This window comes from Kribbella sp. NPDC049227 (genome assembly GCF_043197265.1).
In the GTDB taxonomy this organism is placed as follows: Bacteria; Actinomycetota; Actinomycetes; order Propionibacteriales; family Kribbellaceae; genus Kribbella.
In genome coordinates this window covers 390,573-404,240 of record NZ_JBICST010000005.1, presented here as the reverse complement: position 1 = coordinate 404,240, position 13,668 = coordinate 390,573, and the positions used below count along the sequence as shown (strand labels likewise).

Genomic DNA, 13,668 nt, shown 5'->3' with positions numbered 1-13,668 from the left:
CATGGTCTCCCGAACTATTCTGAGTTTCGTGCAGATCACCATCCGCCGCGCGGGGCGGGACGAAGTACCGGCGGTGCTGGCGCTGCTCGACGGGGCGACCGAGTGGCTGGTCGCCCGGGGACGGACGGACCAGTGGGGCACAGAGGCGCATTCGACCAATCCGCGCCGGGTCGCGCAGATCACCGGGTTCGCCGACGACGGACTGTGGGTGGCCGAGGCCGACGGCCGGGTGGTCGGGGCGCTCGCGGTCGGGCCGGCGATGTCGTACGTACCAACGGTGGACGAGCCGGAGCTGTACGTCCGGCTGTTGGTGACCGATCGGGCCTCCGCGGGCCATGGCATCGGTGCCGAACTGCTCGACCACGCGCGGATGCTGGCGCGGGAGGCCGGTGTCGGGTTGATCCGGGTGGACTGCTTCGCGGGCGGGGACGGCGCACTGGTCCGGTACTACGAGAAGCAGGGATTCGTCCGGGACGTGGAGTTCTCCGTACCGGTCAATGACTGGGAATGGCCGGGTCAGGTCCTCTCCCAGCGGCTGTGACCGAGCGGTGCACGGTGCCGTGGGCGTCGCTGCAGTGGGCGTCGCGGTCGTTGCCGGAGGCATGGTCCACCTGCAGGGTCGAGTGCGTCAGCTGATGACGCTCGGCCAGTAGCGCCTCGACCTTGACCCGGATCTGGTGGCAGTCGAGCCCCTGGGCGACCAGGATGTGCGCGGACGCGGCCGGCTCACCGGACGTGATCTCCCAGACGTGCAGGTCGTGCACCTCGACCACACCTTCGACCGCGCACAGCTCCGCGCCGAGGGCCTGCGGGTCGATCCGGGCCGGCGCGGCCTCGAGGAAGATCCGGCCCGAGTCGCGGACCAGCGAGATGCCCGCCTTCAGCATCAGCGCGGCGACCACCAGCGCGGCGATCGCGTCGGCGCGGGCGAAGCCGGTGAGCAGGACGACAAGACCCGCGATGGCCGTCGCGATGAAGGCGAAGAGGTCGTTGAGGATGTGCTGGAACGCACCCTCGACGTTCAGGCTGGAGCGGTTCGCCTTGCTGATCAGCCAGGTGGCCAGCAGGTTGACCACGATGCCTACGACGCCGGTGATCAGCACCAGCGCGCCCTTCACCTCGGGCGGGTCGATCATCCGGCGAATCGCTTCGTAGACGAAGTACGCCGCCAGCAGGAGCAGCGTGATCCCGTTCGCCTGGGCGGACAGGATCTCGACCCGCTTGAATCCGTACGTGAACCCACCGGCCGGAGGACGGGCGGCCAGCCGGATCGCGATCAGAGCGAGAACGATCGCGATCGCATCGGTGAGCATGTGCGCCGCGTCGGTGATCAGGGCCAGCGATCCGGCCGCGAGCCCGACCACGACCTCGGCCACCATGAAGCCGACGATCAGCGCGAGCGCGCCGCTGAGCAGCTTCCGGTCCGCTTCCGCACTCACCCCGTGGCCGTGCCCGTGATCGTGCGACTCGGCGGTCATGAACCGGACCTCTCCGGGTGGATCGCGTCGGTGTGCTCGGTGTGCGCGACGGCGAGGTCGACCAGCATCCGCACGTGTGCGTCGTCCAGGCGGTAGTACGCCATCCGGCCGTCCCGCCGTACGGCGACCACGCGGTGGGCGCGCAGCAGCCGGAGCGCGTGCGAGGTCGCGGACTCGCTCAGCCCGGTCACCGCGGCGAGGTCGCAGACGCACAGTTCGCCGTCGAGCAGCGCGACCAGCAGTTTCAGCCGGCGCGGATCGCCGAGCAGGCCGAAGACGTCGGCGGTGTCGACGATGTCGTCCTCCCCCGGCATCCTGGCATTGACGCTCGCCACCCGCTCCGGGTCGACGACCCGGACATTGCAGGCGTCGATCGCCGCGCTGCCCTGCACATCTGCAGAACTCTTCATACGTCGACAATAGGGCGACCCCAACCGCCCCGCAAGCTACAGCGTCTCCTCCAGCCAGCGCAGCTGGCGCATCCGCTGCACCTGAGCGCCGCCTTCATGACCGTTGAACGGCCAGACGTCGATCTCGGCCGGACCGCGGTAGTGGTTGTACGCCGCGAACACCGTCGACGGCGGGCAGACCGCGTCCATCAACGCGACCGAGTACCGGGCCGGAGCCGTCGCCCGGGCCGCGAGGTTCACCCCGTCGAAGTAGTCGAGTACGCCGAACACGTCCTCGGGCGGCACCCGACGACGGGCGAGATAGTCGGCGATCTCGCCGTACCCGGTCTTGTCCACCATCTCGGCCGCCCGCCGGAAGTGCGTCAGGAACGGTACGTCGATCAACGCCGCGGCGATGTCCGTCCGCAGCCCGGCCACCGCCTGCGCGATCCCGCCCCCTTGACTTCCGCCCGCGAGGACCACCCGGGCCGGGTCAGCGATCGGGTGACTCCGCGCCGCGTCGACCGCCCGGACCGCGTCGGTGAACACGCGCCGGTAGTAGTAGGAGTCCCGGTCGACGAGTCCGCGGGTGAGGAACCCGGGCACCTGCGGGTTCGCCCCTGGATCGGGATCGGCGGTGTCGGTCCCCTGACCGCGCGTGTCCATCACGAGTACGGCGTACCCGGCGGCCGGGTACACGAGCCAGTCGATCGGCCAGTTCCGCCCACCCTGGTACCCGAGGTACTGCACCACGGTCGGCAGCGGTCCGGCCACATCACGCGGCGCCAGGAACCACCCCGCGATCCGATGCCCACCGAACCCGGTGAACCGGATGTCCCACACATCCACGGTCGACAGCCCGGCGTCGTACCGGACGAACGCAGGCTCGAGCGGATCGGTCTCGGCCTTGGCCAAGGTGTCCCGCCAGAACAGGTCGAAGTCGGCCGGCTCGCTGCGCTCCGGGCGATACTCGCGCAACTCCGGCAGCGGCTTGTCGAACAAAGGCATAGCTGTCCTTTCGCTACCCGGCGGCCCGGGTGAAGTCGACGGGGAGGGGCCGGAGGTCGAGCTCGACCCGATGCTCCGCGGTGAACCCGAGCAGGTCGCGAGCCCGGGACAGATCCATCGGTACCGCGCGTCCCGGCAGTGCCCGCCGGACCGGGACCGTCGGGTGATACCTCGCCAGCAGTTCGTCGGTCGGGTACGGCGCCAACGTCTGCGGGGCAGCGACCAGAACGGGGTGGAACCCGGACACCGGCGCGGTGAGGGCCAATCGCAAGGCCCGGGCGGCGTCGCGGAGATCGAGGTACGCCCACAGCTCGGCCGATCCGTAGAGCGGGTCGGCCGTGGTCGCCGCGAGCCGATCGCGCCGACGCCTGTCGTCGGCGACGAACGGCAGGCGCAGCGCGACCACCGTCAGACCGTGCCGCCGCGTCATCATCAGCGCGGTCGCCTCGTCGACCTGCTTGGACAGCCCGTAGGGATCCTCGATCTGCACCGGCAGGTTCTCGTCCACCGGCAGGTACGCCGGGTGCCGGATCCCGGCCGCGAACGGCAACCCGGTGATCGAGTAGCTGCTGCTCAGCGCGACCCGCCGAATCCCTCGCCGGCCGGCGGCTTCCAGCACGACGAACGTCGCACGGGTGTTGCCGCCGAAGACCTCGAACGGCGTACCGTGGCCCGGCGACGCCAGCCCGGCCAGGTGGATCACCGCATCCACATCGGCCATCGCCTCGTCGACCGCGGCCGGGTCGCGGGCGTCCCCGATCACCATCCGGTCGGCCGGCAGTCCGTCCGGCTCGATCCGGTCCAGTGCGGTCACCAAGATGCCTTGGGCAACCAGATCGCCGACGACGGCATGACCGATCATGCCGCTCGCCCCCGTCACGAGCACCCGGGTCACCGTCACGCGTTCTCCTTCGAGGTTGATGGTCAGCCCTTGATCCCGCCGGCCAGACCGGCCCCGCGGAGGAAGTAGCGCTGGAAGAGCAGGAAGATGATGATCGGCAGCACCACCGAGATCAGCAGTCCGGCCATGAACAGGTTGATCTGCACGTTGTCGCGGATCGACGGCAGCATCACCGACAACGGCTGCTTGGTCCGGTCCGGCAGGACCAGCTTCGGCCAGAGGTACTCGCGCCAGGCCGCGATGATCGAGAGCAGCGACACCACGCCGATGATCGGCCCGGACAGCGGCAGCACCAGCGAGGTGAACATCCGGAAGTTGCCGACGCCGTCGATCCTGGCCGCCTCGAACAGTTCGGCCGGCAGTTGCGCGAAGAACCGTCCGGTGATGATCACGTTGAACGCACTCGCACCGGCCGGCAGCCAGATCGCCCAGTAGGTGTTGATCAACGTCCCGCCGACGATCGGCACGTCGATCACCGTCAGGTAGAGCGGCACCAGCGAGATGACGCCGGGGATGAACAGCGTTGCCAGCAAGGCGCCGTCGATGATCTTGGCGTACCTCGGCCGCAGGATCGCCAGCGCATAGCCGCCGGTCGTTGCCACCAGCACCGACACCGCCCAGTTGCCGAGGGCGATCCAGACCGTGTTGACCAGCGCGGGACCGACCCGGAGCCGGGACCAGGCCGTCTCGATGTTGTGCCACTGCGGTTGCCCGGACCACAGACCGAGTGGGTTCGACGCGAGGTCGTGAGGCTGCGAGATGGCCGCCTTGGCCAGCCACAGGATCGGCCCGAGGCCGGCCAGTGCGAGCAGGACCAGGATCAGAACCTGACCGCTGCCGAGCGACCAGCGGACGAGCGGACGGCGCCGGTCGGCCGCGGAGATCAGGCCGCGGTCCTCGCCCCGGGCGGTCATGTCGTGCTCCAGCGCCGTGTCAGCCGGAAGTACAGCAGCGACAGCAGGCCGAGGAAGATCGCCAGCAGGACCGACAACGCCGTCGCCTCGCCGTAGTCGCCGTTGATGAAGGCGTAGTTGTACAGCAGCAGCAGGATCGTCGTCGTCGCGTTCGCCGGCCCGCCGCCGGTGAACAGGAACGGCTCGGTGAACACCTGGAAGGTCCCGATGATCTGCAGCAGCAACGTGATCAGCAGGATCGTCCGCAGCTGTGGCAGAGTCACGTGCACCACCCGTCGCCAGATCGAGGCCCCGTCGATCTCGGCTGCCTCGTAGAGATCCGCGCGTACGCCGGACAACGCCGCCAGGTAGATGATCATCGTCGCCCCGGCGTTGGCCCAGGTGGCCTCCAGCACGATGCTCGGCATCGCCCAGTGGGCGTCCTGCAACCACTGGAACGGACCGAGACCGATGCCCCGGGCCAGCGTGTTGAACAGGCCCTCGTCGCTCGCGTCGTAGAACACCCGCCAGAGCAGGATCGCCACCACCGGTGGCAGCACCACCGGCAGGTAGGCGAGCACCGAGAACAACGCCCTGCCGCGGCGCAACTCACGAACGAAGACCGCGAGTGCGAGCGGCGCGGGATACCCGAACACCAACGCCAGCAGGGCGAACCAGGCAGTGTTGCGGACAGCGGTGAACAGCAGCGGGTCGGCGAGCACCTTGCGGAAGTTGTCGAAGCCGACCCACTCCGCCGGAGTGATCAGGTTCGTCTGCTGGAACGCCAGGACCAGGCCCCGGGCGATCGGCCACCAGGAGAACAACCCGAAGACCAGCAACGTCGGGATCAGGAACACCAAGGTACTGATCCCGCCGTGCCGGACCCACTTCGTCGTACGTCCTCTCACGGGTTGGTCAGCAGCCCGTCGACTGTCTTCGACGCGTCGCCGAGCAGCTTGCCGATGTCGGTGTCCTTCTTGGTGAGCACGGTCTGCACGACGGAGTCGAGGCTCGCGTACACCTTCTGCCCGGCCACCGGCGGCTCGATCATCAGCTTCAGCGACGCCGCCTTGCTCGTGTACGGCGCGAAGTTCGCTTGGACCGTGTTCACGTACGGCTTGATCCAGGCGTTGTACTGCTGTTGCGACGCGTCGTCGAACAGCCACAGCATCGGCAGCCCGACGGAGTACTGCTTGTCCGCGTTCGCGGTCTTCGCGTCCGTGACGGCGTGGTCCTGGTCGGTGAACTTCTCCAGCCAGAAGAACTCCGCCCACTTCACCGCGGCCTCGACCTGCGCCTTGGACGCCTTCGGGTTGAACATCTGTACGGCGCCACCGGTCAGCGTGCCGCCGTCCGGCGAGTCCAGCGGCAGCGGCGCGACGCCGATGTCCTCACCCTTCCCGCCCATCGTGGTGACCTCGTCGCGGTAGTCGCCCGGCGCACCGATGTACATTCCGACCTTGCCACCGGCGAACTCCTGCAGCAGCTGCTTCTGGTTGAACAGGAAGTTGCTGCCCATCGAGTTGTCGGTCCAGCGCATCTCCTGCAGCGCGGTCAGCGCGTTCTTCATCGGTGCGTCGTCGAACGCGGCCGAGGCCTTGCCGCCGTCCACCTTCTCGATCGTCCCGCCGTACGTGTAGGTCATCGCGGTGAGGACCCAGCCGCCGGTGTTGCCGGTGGTCATCATCGAGTAGCCGGCCTTGCCGGTCTTGTCCGCGATCGCCTTCGCGTCCGTCCGCACCTCGGCCCAGGTGGCCGGTGGCTTGTCCGGGTCGAGCCCGGCCTGCTTGAACAGCGCGCGGTTGTAGTTGAGGCTCATCGTGTACGCCTGCACCGGCAACCCGAAGATCTTGCCGCTGGAGTCCTGGACGGTCTTCAGCACCTCGGGGTTGATCTTGCTGCCGATGGGTGACGCCTTCACCACGTCGGTGATGTCGGCGAGTTGCTTGCGTTCGATCAGACCCTGCACGTCGGTGTACGGGATCGCGACCACGGTCGGCAGCGTCCCGGCGGCCAGGTCGGCCTGGAAGGTCTGAACGTCGTACCCGTACTCCGAGCCCTCGATCTTGATGTTCGGGTTCGCCTTCTCGAACTCGGCGACCCGGTCGGTCCACGTCTTCAGCGCGGCCGCCTGGTCGGGCGTCGGCTTCTGCCCGACCGTGATCGTGACCGTGCCGTCGTCGCCGTCCGCTGCGCTCCCGGATCCCGATGACGAGCAGGCGGTGGCCGCGAGGCAGGTGGTGATCACCAGAGCGGCGACCGTTCCCGTCCTCCGTCGTGTGGTCTGCACAGTTACTCCTTCTGCTAGCTGGTGAACGTTCCCGGGAGGAACAAGGTGGTGGTCTTGCCGGTGACGATGCCGCTGGCCCACTGCAGCGCCCCGGCCCGCCCGGTGCCGTCGTTCTCGTTCAGGGCAAGGGACATCGCGATCGGCCCGGCCGGCGCGGTCGGGAACCCGAGCGCCGCCCACGGCACCTTCACCCGGTACGACGTGACGCCGTCGGCGCGCGTGATCGCGGCGGTGGCGCCCGGTGTGGTCCCGGCCGGACTGCCGTCCGAGGTGCCGAAGCTGTAGACGGCCGGTCCGGTCGGCAGGAGAGCGGCGCCGATCTCGGTGGCGGTTGCGTTCTCGCCGGGCAGCCCGTTGCTGATCGCGAACTGCAGGCCATCACCCCGCCACAGGTTCGGCGCGGTCTCGGTTTGCGCGAACACGTCGTCGGTGACGGCGGCGTTGACGGTCAGCCCGGTGGCGTCGTACTGGAAGTTCGCCGAACCGGAGAGGTCGGCGGCGCCACCCCAGGGGCGGGTGAAGGCGAGCCAACTGGCGTCGGTCGCCAGGTTGATCGAGCTGACCGGAGTCGTTGCCGAGGGCACGATCGGATCGAACGCGGTGGTGCCCTTGGCCGAGACCTTGTTGCCGTCGGACGTGGTGAGGTCGACGGTGTAGGCGTAGGCCTTCCAGGGCACGAGTCCGGTGACCGGGATGCTGATCGTTGCCTTCTGCCCCGGTTCTATCGACTGGCCGGCGCCGGCTGTTCCATGCTGACCGGCGATGGTCCAGCTCAGGTCCTGGATCGTGGCGGACGAGCTCGCTCTGGTGTTGGTCAGTTCGACGCCGAGGCCGGCTGGGGCAGCTTGGGTGAGCTGCGGGACGACGCGGATCTTGGTCGCCGGCTCGACAGTGGTCCAGGCAACCAAGCGGGCAGTGGTTCTCCCGAGCCGGGAGACTGTCGCGACGACGTGCCGCGGTCCGAGCGTGTCGCTGGCCGGGACCGCGATGGTGACCTGGGAGTTCCGGCCTGGGAGCACCAGGACCCGCTTGGTCTGGCCTGCCACCGTCACGGCGGCCTGGCCGGCGTTGTACGGCGTGCCCTTGATCGTCACCGTGACCGCGGTCGGCTCCTGCGAGTTGGACGGATCCGCGGCCGCGACCTTCGCCTGGGGTGCCGCCGTGACGGCAACCCCGGTAGCCGAACCCTTCACGAAGACCGGGTCCTGGTCGACCGTCATCGTCACCACGCCCTGCGTCGGGGTCAGCGTGGTCTTGTGGCCGTACATGTCGGTGACCTGGAGCGGGCTGGTGGTGTTGAGCTGCACCGACGACGAGCCGGTGCCGGTCGACCACAGCACGCGGGTGGTCGACGTACCCGAACCGAAGCGGTACGAGTACAGCGGGGCGGCCAGGGTGTCACGGCCGCTGTAGGCGAGGCCGGTGAGTGCGCGGATCGTGGTCGCCTTCGCGACCAGGCCCGGCTTCGGCGCCATCCCGGCGATCGGTCCGGCCGGTGCCTGCAGGAGGCCGAAGGTGCTCTCCTTGTCGTCCAGGTTGGTGCCGTCGTTCAGGGCGTCGTACCAGTAGAACTGGCTGACGCCGTTCGCGATCATGATCGTGTCGTTCCGGATCGACTTGCGGGCCTGGTCGAGCATCGAGCCACCGGAGCTGGCGGCGGTCGGGTAGCCCTCCTCGCTGATCCAGAGCGGCTTGCCGGTGCCGCCGTGCGCGTTCGCCGCGGTGCGCAGGTTCTGGATCTGGGTGTCCAGGTCGCCCTCCGGGCCGGGGAACGTGTAGATGTGCGCGTTGATCGAGTCCATGTACGCCAGGCCGCCGAGCGACAGCAACTGGTCGCGGAACGAGGTGTCACCCTTGTTCGGGCCGACGTCGACGATCACGTTCGCGTTCGGGTTGTCCGCGTGGGTCTGCTGGTACGCCGCCTTGATCAGCTGCAGGAAGCACGCGCCGGTGATGCCACAGGCGCTGTCGTTGAAGCCGGGCTGGTAGTACTCGTTGTAGGTCTCGATGTCGTTGGTGGTGCCCGCGAAGTGCTTCAGCCAGAAGCTCTGGTAGCGGCCGAACCCGGCCAGACCAGCCGTGGTGCTCGGGGTGTGCCCGCCGTCGTACAGCGCGTTGCGGTAGCCGGTCACCAGCAGCGGGATGATGCCGTTCGCCTTCGCGTCCGCGACCATCGCGTCGTACTGCGGCTCGACGGTGTAGTTGCCGGGTGAGCCGGACTCGACGTGGGTCCACTCGAGGCTGTCGCGGATGTGTGAGAAGCCGGCCAGGGCGAGGGTGCGGATGAGCGCGCCACTGAGGTTGTAGTAGTGGTTCATGTGGGTGTTCACGCCCCACTTGCCCTGTGGGGACTGGGTTCCGGCCGGCAGCGGCGGGATGACGGCGAGCGTCGTACCGACCACCGTCTGGCCGGCCGTGAGGCGGAGGTTGTAGAAGCCGGGGCCGAGGGCCGTCGTACTGATCGAGCCGGCGCCACCGGAGACCGGGGCGTTGCCGGAGGCAACGGGGAGGTACTGGTCGTCGGTGATGCTCCAGGCCACCGACGACGCGGTCGAGGTGAGCGTCACGCTGCCCGATCCCTGGGTGAACACCAGACTCTGGTTGGTGACGGTGATACCAGTCGTGTCCGCGAACGAGATGCTGACCGACGAGACGCAGACCGAGCTGATGACACCACCAGGTGCACTCGCCATCAGCCGGATGTCGGCGCCGTTCGCGCGGTTCTGGAAGTTGACGTCGGACATCCGGAACTGGGTGGTCGCCCACGCGCCGGTGCCGGGGAACGTGAACCAGGGCAGCGGCGTGAAGGCCGAGCTGACGCTGTCGTACTGCGCGCTCAGTTGCTGGCCCGGAGTGTCGAAGTAGTTGACCGTGAGCACCGCGTCGGTGGCGCCGGCGGGGATCCGGGCCGCGTCGATGTTCAGGTAGAGGTACTGGTCCTTCAGATCGTTGCTGGTCTGCCAGCACGGCACCCCGAGCCGGCTCGACGCCGCGTGCTCCGGGGTCTTGTCCGGGTCACCGGGCCAGGCGGTGATCCCGTCCGCGGCGACGGGGTTGGTGAAGACGATCCCGGGATCACTCGCCGCCTGCGCGGGTGATCCCAGCTGAACGGCGGCCAGCACTCCGGCGGCGACCACCGCGAGCACCTTCCGAACCGAACCGTGCATGGGCGGTCCCTTCGCGAGTTCACATACATGAACAAAGTCTGTAATGTTGAACGACGACGAAAAGTTAGGCGGCCAACCGGGATGTGTCAACGGTTCGTGCGGCGCGGGACTCCCCGGGCGACGTGAAGGGCGTACGTCCAGCGCTCAGGCGCTGGGCAGGCGACGCAAGGTGGCGCCGATCTCCTCGGCATGCTGGTGGAGCGCCTCGACCACGTCCCGCTGGTGGGCATCGGTGAACCGCGACAGCGGGATCGAGCAGCTGAGTCCGTACGCCGCCGGGTTGCCGAACGGGATCGCCACCGCGATGCTCCCCAGGCCCAGGGCATCCTGCTCCCGCTCGGCGGCCCAGCGCCGTACGCGGACGTCCTGGAGCTCGCGAGCGAGCGCCTGCCGGTCGGCGATCGTGTGCTGAGTCTCCGCCTTGAGTTCGGCCGGGACGCGCGCCTCGACCTCCTCAGGCGAGAGTTGTGCGAGCAGTACCTGTCCCATCGCGCTCGAGTGTGCGGGCACCCGGCGACCGACCCAGGACCCGCTGCGGAGGATGTGCATCGACTCGCGACTGGCCAGATAGACCACGTCGGCGCCGTCGAGCCGGGCCAGATGAACGGTCTCGTTGAGGTACGCACGCAGCGCGGCGAGGTGCGCCGTCGCGACCTGGTTGACGACATCGCGGTCGAGGAACGCGGTCCCGACGAGGAGCGCGCGAACGCCGATGCCGTACGCCGTACCGCGCTCGTCGGACTCGACCCAGCCGGCACCGACCAGCGTCCGGAGCAGCATGTGGATGCTGGACTTCGGGTAACCGAGCCGGCTGGCCAGCTCGGTCAGCGTCAGCCGGCCGGGGGCCTGGGCCAGCGCCTCCAGCAGCTCCACGGTCCGAGCCGCCGACTTCACGGCCGGCGGTCTGTCAGCGTCGCTCACGTGTTCGGTATATCAGACGGAGTTCGCATCCGTGAACCTCGAAGGCTCTTAAGCCAGACCCAGGCGGTAGGCGTAGGCGACGGCTTGGGCTCGGTCGCGGAGGTTGGCCTTGGCGAAGAGGTGATTGATGTGCGTCTTGACCGTGGCCTCGCTGACGACCAGGTGCCGGGCGATCTCCGTGTTCGACAGTCCGTCGGCGATCAGGCGCAGTACCTCGATCTCGCGGGGAGTGAGGCCCGAACCGGCGAGGTCGGCGGGCTTCGGGGTGGCGGCGCCTTCGATCAGGCGGCGCTGGACCTCGGCGTCGAGGATGGACTGCCCGGCCGCGGCCGCCTGCAAGGCCCGCCCGATCGACTCGGCGTCCGCGTCCTTGGTGAGGAACCCGCGCGCACCGGCCCGCAACGCGGACAGCACCGAGTCGTCGTCGCTGTAGGTCGTGAGTACGACGACCTCCGTGCCAGGGTGGTCCGCGCGGACCCGCCGGGTCGCCTCCACGCCGTCGCACTTCGGCATGCGCAGGTCGACGAGCAGCACGTCGGGATTGTGCTCGGCAACCAATCGCACGGCTTCCTCGCCGTCGGACGCGGCCGCGACCACGTCGATCCCGGGCAGCAGTTTGAGCAACGTGACCAGGCCGTCGCGGACCACAGTCTGATCGTCGGCGACCACCACGCGCACTGCACTCATACCGGAATCCTCAGTTCTACCCGCCAGCCCTCGGACGTCGGACCGGCCTCGACCGATCCACCGACGAGGTCGGCCCGTTCCTTCATCCCGAGCAGACCATAGCCGCCGGGCGTCGGCTGCGCCGGACGCTTCCCCGGCTTGTCCTCGACGGTCAGCCGGACGTCATCGGCGTACCGGAGCCGTACGTCGACCGGCGCGCCCGGCGCGTGCTTGCGGGTATTCGCCAGCGCCTCCTGCAGCGTCCGGTACAGGGTGCCCATCACCTCGGCGGACAACTCCCGCACCTCCCCCTCCACGTCGAAGTCCGCCGCTGCCCCACTCTCCAGCCGGTACGACGTGACCAGATCGCCGAACGCCCGTACGTCGGGAACCGAGTCCTCACGCAACGCAGCCACCGCACGCCTCGCCTCGGCGAGACCTTCCACCGCCAGGCCCTGTGCCCGCGTCACCTGCTCGATCGCCTCGGGCGACGCGCCGTCCCGGATCAGCATCAACCGTGCCCCTTGCAGACTCAACGACAGGCCGGCCAGCGAATGCGCCAGTACGTCGTGCACATCGCGGGCGATCCGGGCTCGTTCGGCCAGAGCGGCGGCGCGGCCGTGTTCCTCGATGACGGCCTGTTTCCGGGCCAGCGAGACTTCGAGGTCCTCGAGCTGGGACTCCCGGTTCCGGCGGTTGATCGAGGCCAGCACCAGCGCCACCAACCCGAACGCCGGCCCGACGGCCCCGGCCACCGAGCCGGTCGTGACGTACAGCGGCACCGAGGCGCCGACCACACCGATGACGACCACCGCGATCTCGCGCGGCCCGGCCCGGTGATAGCGAACTGCCGCTCTGGACACCCAGAACGGCAGCACGATCAGCGGACTCTGCGGCAGCGCGAACCACAGCAGCGATCCGGCGACCGCGAACACCAGCAGCCCGTAGGTGGCTCTGCCCAGCGGCTCGCCGTACCGCAGACCGAAGAGCGAGAAGTTGCTGACGACAACAAGTAGGGCGAGGACGAGGATCACCGGGTACGGCAGCCGGTGGGGGTCCGGCACACCGCCCGCGAAGACCAGCGTGCCGATCGTCAGTACGCCCGGGATCGCACGGATCAGGAGACCCGGCGCGGTGGCGGCCCGCACCCGGCTCCTGAGCGTCGACGTCATACCGTCATCATGCCCGTTCGGCCGCGAGCGGGATGTGCATGCTCAGCGCCCGGCGGTAGATCATCGCGTTCTGTGCGGCGATGGTGAGACCGATGGTCAGCGCGAGCGTCGCGTGGTTCAGCAGGCCGTGCGGCCAGATCGCCGGCGCGGCGAACGCGGCACCGACCCGGATCCCGAGCGTCACGATCCAGAGCGCGAGCGTGGCCCCCGTCCCCTTCTGGTACAGCCCGTCCTCGCGCCGGGTGAGGTGCAGACTCGCACCGCGGCACAGCCCGAGCCCGACCAGTACGACGCAGTCCAGCACCAGGAAGGCGATCTCGCCGGTCGACGCCGTACCGAGCGCCGCCGGCAGCGGCAGCAGGCCGATGATCAGCAGGATCGCCGGCATCAGCATCAGCGACCGCTGCGTCACCAGCGACCCGGTGATCTGCCGGCCGACAACCCGGAACAGCACCCACAGCCCTACCAGGATCCCCACCACTACTCCGGCCGACATCTCTCAGTTCCTTTCCGAGGAGGTTGTTCGTTGCTGGTGACAACACTCCTCGGATCCGGCGCCCGGAACGTCAGCCCACAGTTCGCACCCAGGTGGACCCGGACCTCAACCCGTGGGTTGACCCACCCCGCCCAGCCTTCGTCTGATGGGTCGACCCACGAGATGGTGGGTTGGCCAACGGCTCACGATTGGCCAACCCACCGTCTGATGGGTCGACTCACGAGATGGTGGGTTGGCCAACGGCTCACGATTGGCCAACCCACCAGCGGCTGGGTCAGCCCACCAGA

At 68.8% G+C, this 13,668-nt stretch carries 13 protein-coding genes; 1 reads left to right on the top strand and 12 read right to left on the bottom strand.

The genetic code is table 11. From position 1 onward, the window contains the following. The first annotated feature begins 28 nt into the window (after nucleotides 1-28). A complete protein-coding gene (locus tag ACGFH6_RS24170) occupies nucleotides 29-541 on the top strand; it encodes a GNAT family N-acetyltransferase (RefSeq protein ID WP_393387743.1) in 513 nt (170 codons plus the stop codon). Here ACGFH6_RS24170 and ACGFH6_RS24165 read toward each other — a convergent pair. From ACGFH6_RS24165 to ACGFH6_RS24110, 12 genes are all read right to left on the bottom strand, one after another. Further along, on the bottom strand, nucleotides 495-1,478 hold the full coding sequence (locus tag ACGFH6_RS24165) for a cation diffusion facilitator family transporter (RefSeq protein ID WP_393387740.1): 984 nt from the start codon (nucleotides 1,476-1,478) through the stop codon (nucleotides 495-497). The genes ACGFH6_RS24170 and ACGFH6_RS24165 overlap by 47 nt on opposite strands. Then, a complete protein-coding gene (locus ACGFH6_RS24160; protein WP_393387737.1) occupies nucleotides 1,475-1,888 on the bottom strand; it encodes an ArsR/SmtB family transcription factor in 414 nt (137 codons plus the stop codon). Before ACGFH6_RS24160 ends, ACGFH6_RS24165 begins: the two co-directional genes overlap by 4 nt. A 36-nt stretch (nucleotides 1,889-1,924) precedes the next feature. Further along, a complete protein-coding gene (locus tag ACGFH6_RS24155; RefSeq protein WP_393387736.1) occupies nucleotides 1,925-2,875 on the bottom strand; it encodes an acetylxylan esterase in 951 nt (316 codons plus the stop codon). 13 nt (nucleotides 2,876-2,888) lie between these two features. Further along, nucleotides 2,889-3,776 carry an NAD-dependent epimerase/dehydratase family protein gene (locus ACGFH6_RS24150; RefSeq protein WP_393387733.1) on the bottom strand — a complete coding sequence of 296 codons (888 nt, stop codon included), beginning with the start codon at nucleotides 3,774-3,776 and terminating at the stop codon, nucleotides 2,889-2,891. A 23-nt stretch (nucleotides 3,777-3,799) separates the two neighbouring features. Next, on the bottom strand, nucleotides 3,800-4,690 hold the full coding sequence (locus tag ACGFH6_RS24145) for a carbohydrate ABC transporter permease (protein ID WP_393387730.1): 891 nt from the start codon (nucleotides 4,688-4,690) through the stop codon (nucleotides 3,800-3,802). Next, nucleotides 4,687-5,577 carry a sugar ABC transporter permease gene (locus ACGFH6_RS24140; protein WP_360456867.1) on the bottom strand — a complete coding sequence of 297 codons (891 nt, stop codon included), beginning with the start codon at nucleotides 5,575-5,577 and terminating at the stop codon, nucleotides 4,687-4,689. The genes ACGFH6_RS24145 and ACGFH6_RS24140 overlap by 4 nt, the downstream gene beginning before the upstream one ends. Continuing rightward, nucleotides 5,574-6,959, bottom strand: coding sequence for an extracellular solute-binding protein (locus tag ACGFH6_RS24135; RefSeq protein WP_393387726.1), 1,386 nt, complete (start codon nucleotides 6,957-6,959; stop codon nucleotides 5,574-5,576). The genes ACGFH6_RS24140 and ACGFH6_RS24135 overlap by 4 nt, the downstream gene beginning before the upstream one ends. A 14-nt stretch (nucleotides 6,960-6,973) precedes the next feature. After that, complete coding sequence (locus ACGFH6_RS24130) at nucleotides 6,974-10,126, bottom strand: sugar-binding protein (protein WP_393387723.1); 3,153 nt, start codon at nucleotides 10,124-10,126, stop codon at nucleotides 6,974-6,976. Between the two features lie 144 nt (nucleotides 10,127-10,270). After that, entirely contained in the window at nucleotides 10,271-11,047 is a 777-nt protein-coding gene (locus tag ACGFH6_RS24125) for an IclR family transcriptional regulator (protein ID WP_393387720.1), read from the bottom strand. Nucleotides 11,048-11,095: 48 nt separating this feature from the next. Further along, nucleotides 11,096-11,734 (bottom strand): response regulator transcription factor, encoded by a 639-nt coding sequence (locus tag ACGFH6_RS24120; RefSeq protein WP_360456855.1) that lies wholly within the window; start codon nucleotides 11,732-11,734, stop codon nucleotides 11,096-11,098. Next, a complete protein-coding gene (locus tag ACGFH6_RS24115) occupies nucleotides 11,731-12,885 on the bottom strand; it encodes a sensor histidine kinase (protein WP_393387716.1) in 1,155 nt (384 codons plus the stop codon). The genes ACGFH6_RS24120 and ACGFH6_RS24115 overlap by 4 nt, the downstream gene beginning before the upstream one ends. A 7-nt stretch (nucleotides 12,886-12,892) precedes the next feature. After that, on the bottom strand, nucleotides 12,893-13,381 hold the full coding sequence (locus ACGFH6_RS24110; protein ID WP_393387713.1) for a hypothetical protein: 489 nt from the start codon (nucleotides 13,379-13,381) through the stop codon (nucleotides 12,893-12,895). Nucleotides 13,382-13,668: the final 287 nt, after the last annotated feature.

What these genes read in the sequence shown, in the direction of transcription:
- ACGFH6_RS24115 (WP_393387716.1), bottom strand. Translation starts at nt 12,885, where the DNA reads ATGACGTCGACGCTCAGGAGCCGGGTGCGGGCCGCCACCGCGCCGGGT.
- ACGFH6_RS24120 (WP_360456855.1), bottom strand. Translation starts at nt 11,734, where the DNA reads ATGAGTGCAGTGCGCGTGGTGGTCGCCGACGATCAGACTGTGGTCCGC.
- ACGFH6_RS24145 (WP_393387730.1), bottom strand. Translation starts at nt 4,690, where the DNA reads ATGACCGCCCGGGGCGAGGACCGCGGCCTGATCTCCGCGGCCGACCGG.
- ACGFH6_RS24110 (WP_393387713.1), bottom strand. Translation starts at nt 13,381, where the DNA reads ATGTCGGCCGGAGTAGTGGTGGGGATCCTGGTAGGGCTGTGGGTGCTG.
- ACGFH6_RS24165 (WP_393387740.1), bottom strand. Translation starts at nt 1,478, where the DNA reads ATGACCGCCGAGTCGCACGATCACGGGCACGGCCACGGGGTGAGTGCG.
- ACGFH6_RS24130 (WP_393387723.1), bottom strand. Translation starts at nt 10,126, where the DNA reads ATGCACGGTTCGGTTCGGAAGGTGCTCGCGGTGGTCGCCGCCGGAGTG.
- ACGFH6_RS24155 (WP_393387736.1), bottom strand. Translation starts at nt 2,875, where the DNA reads ATGCCTTTGTTCGACAAGCCGCTGCCGGAGTTGCGCGAGTATCGCCCG.
- ACGFH6_RS24160 (WP_393387737.1), bottom strand. Translation starts at nt 1,888, where the DNA reads ATGAAGAGTTCTGCAGATGTGCAGGGCAGCGCGGCGATCGACGCCTGC.